3 protein-coding genes are annotated in these 2,527 nt (G+C 36.2%); 1 reads left to right on the top strand and 2 read right to left on the bottom strand.

Annotated elements, in window-relative coordinates:
* On the bottom strand, positions 1 to 1,503 hold a 1,503-nt coding region (locus ABZA26_RS12475; RefSeq protein ID WP_372714841.1), incomplete at its 3' end, for a DEAD/DEAH box helicase.
* 284 nt (positions 1,504 to 1,787) lie between these two features.
* On the opposite strand from ABZA26_RS12475, the gene rpsT reads away from it, so the two are divergent.
* Positions 1,788 to 2,048, top strand: coding sequence for a 30S ribosomal protein S20 (rpsT, locus tag ABZA26_RS12470; RefSeq protein ID WP_372714840.1), 261 nt, complete (start codon positions 1,788 to 1,790; stop codon positions 2,046 to 2,048).
* A gap of 85 nt (positions 2,049 to 2,133) precedes the next feature.
* Here the strand turns inward: rpsT and ABZA26_RS12465 are convergent.
* Positions 2,134 to 2,527, bottom strand: a 394-nt coding sequence (locus tag ABZA26_RS12465) for an inositol monophosphatase family protein (RefSeq protein WP_372714839.1), incomplete at its 5' end; no start/stop codon positions are given.

Below are 2,527 nucleotides of genomic sequence, written 5' to 3'. Positions count from 1 at the left end.
TATAAGGCTTCTCAGCCTTTTCATATAAGAATTATATTCGATCACAAGATCCTCTTCAGCCTCTTTCAGATCCTTCCACAAGCTGCTATGTTCTAGCTCCTCATGTCTCAGTCTGAGATTCACAGTCCCCTGCTGCCCCCTTGAAAAAACATCTATCATTCTTAAAAAATAATCATTACCTTTTTTAAAAAGATTTATGTGTCTTTCTATAAGTTCTTCCACTACGAGTCTTTCCACATCTTTATAACTTTCGTATTTTATATTCTTCAGATAATTTATGAGCTGATTGTAACTACCGGTTTTCTTCTTTTTTTTCTTCCCAGTATTGTATATCTGATTCATTGTCTTTGTAAAGGAGTACTTGGAAGCTTCATAGGAAAAATAATCTCTGGCCACTTTTTCAATATTGTGAGCCTCGTCAAAAACAACCATGTCATAGTCTGGAAGAATGGCATATTCTGTGTTAAATCCGATCTCTTTTCTTATGGAAAGATCTGCAAAGTACATATGGTGGTTTGTTATGAGAAGGTCTGCTTTTTTCTTCTCTTCTCTTGATTTCAAAAAAAAGCAATCCCCTTTATAGGGGCACTTATTCCCGGAACACACGTCTGCTTCACTCTGAAAAAATTCCCACACATATGAATCTGCCTCAAAATGAAGTTCACCTCTGTCACCTTCTTTAGTGCTAGAAGCCCATTTCAAGATAGCCTGAAACTGTTCTTTTTGTGATTGACTAAAGTCCTCAAAATCCACACTTTCTCCAGTAGCCATATTCATAAGTTTTCTGTTACACAGATAATTCCCACGACCTTTTACCAGAAGATAATTAAAATCACTCTGAATCACTTTTTTTGCTATGGGAATATCCTTATTGAGGAGCTGTTCCTGGAGGTTGATTGTATTTGTGGATATTATTACTTTTTTTTCATTTTTTATTGCCCATTCTATACTAGGGATGAGGTATGCCAGCGTTTTCCCGGTTCCCGTCCCTGCCTCTACCACGACTTTTTTATGAGCGTTGAGTCCGTTTTCTATATGCTTAGCCATATGCAGCTGCTCCTCACGGTACTCAAACTCCGGGAACACCTGGGACAGAAGACCTTTTTTTTCAAAATATGGCCCTACATCTATTGAAACTGTTACAGTTTTTTTCAGTTCAACCATTACATATATATCGTCAGCTTTATTATTTACTATATAAGAAGCTCCTTCCTTTTTATCAGAATACACTGCAGCTATTTGCACATCTGCATCTGACGGGTATAGATATCCGGAAGGGTGATTATGAATAATTACTTCTCTTTTTTTCATCTGTTTCATTATTGCCGGAACTGAATGTTTATTTCCCCGTGCCAAAATTTCCACATGATCAACAATACCATTTTCGTCAGGTACGCCACGAAAAAACACCTCGTTGCCTCCAGCTTCATCTATTGCCAGTCTTATAATCTTTTGAGCATCTGAGGAGATTTTTTCATTTATATCCATTTTGTTTCCTTTCAAAAATAGTCTTTGATATAATGTATATATTATCATAAATTACACCATATCACAAGTTATCCCAAAGTTAAGTAAAAGGGCTGCTCTAATCTTTTAAGAAAATATTTACTTTTATTTTTCTAAACTTTATGATAATATTTACTAGTCCATTGTACTGAATATTCTGTGTCTCTTTTGATGCTTACCTGTCAAATTAAAAGGCCTGTGTCAATATACTTTTATTGACATTTTATGTTATTTATGATACTATTTTTTCAATTGAAAAGATTACCAGGGAGGTTTTTAATTTGGCACACTCAAAATCAGCTAAAAAGAGAATATCAATCGCAGAAAGAAACAGACAGAGAAATCAGGACGTTAAGTCTAGAGTAAAAACTATGGCAAAGAAAGTTTTAACAGAAGTTGAAGCTCAAAATGCTGAAGCTGCACAAGCTTCTTTATCTGTAGTTTACAAAGAGCTTGACAAAGCGGTTTCAAAAGGAGTTCTTAAGAAGAACACTGTTTCTAGAAAAAAAGCTAGACTAGCAGCTAGAGTAAACGCACTATAATTAGCTTTGATGTGATTTAAAGGATGTTGATTAATCAGCATCCTTTTTTCTTTTTTGTATTAAAAAAGCCGGAAATCTCCGGCTTTTATCTTTTGCTGTCTACTATTTTAATATGACCTTCTACTAATTCCACTATTTCTTTGTTTCCAGCTATTATAGAATACTCTCTGTCATCTCTGAAGTACGAGACCTTTCCACCAGCTTCCTCGACCAGAAGTAGTCCTGCTGCTACATCCCCGTGTCGGAGATTCATCTCCCAGTATCCGTCTAGGAATCCGGCTGCCACACAGGCCAGGTCATAGGCTGCCGCTCCCATTCTTCTCACTCCTCTCAACCTTGGTACAAGTTCAGAAAAATAGTCTATATTATTCAGCGGATTTGTCAGCTTGTCATAAGGGAATCCTGTTGCTAAGACACATTTGTTCAGCTCATTTTCAGATCCTATCTTTATTTTTTTACCATTGCAAAAGGCTCCTCCG

The organism is Ilyobacter sp., from assembly GCF_041583315.1.
GTDB lineage: Bacteria > Fusobacteriota > Fusobacteriia > Fusobacteriales > Fusobacteriaceae > Ilyobacter.
Note: the sequence above shows the minus strand (reverse complement) of the source record. Positions and strands in the feature narration are given on the sequence as shown.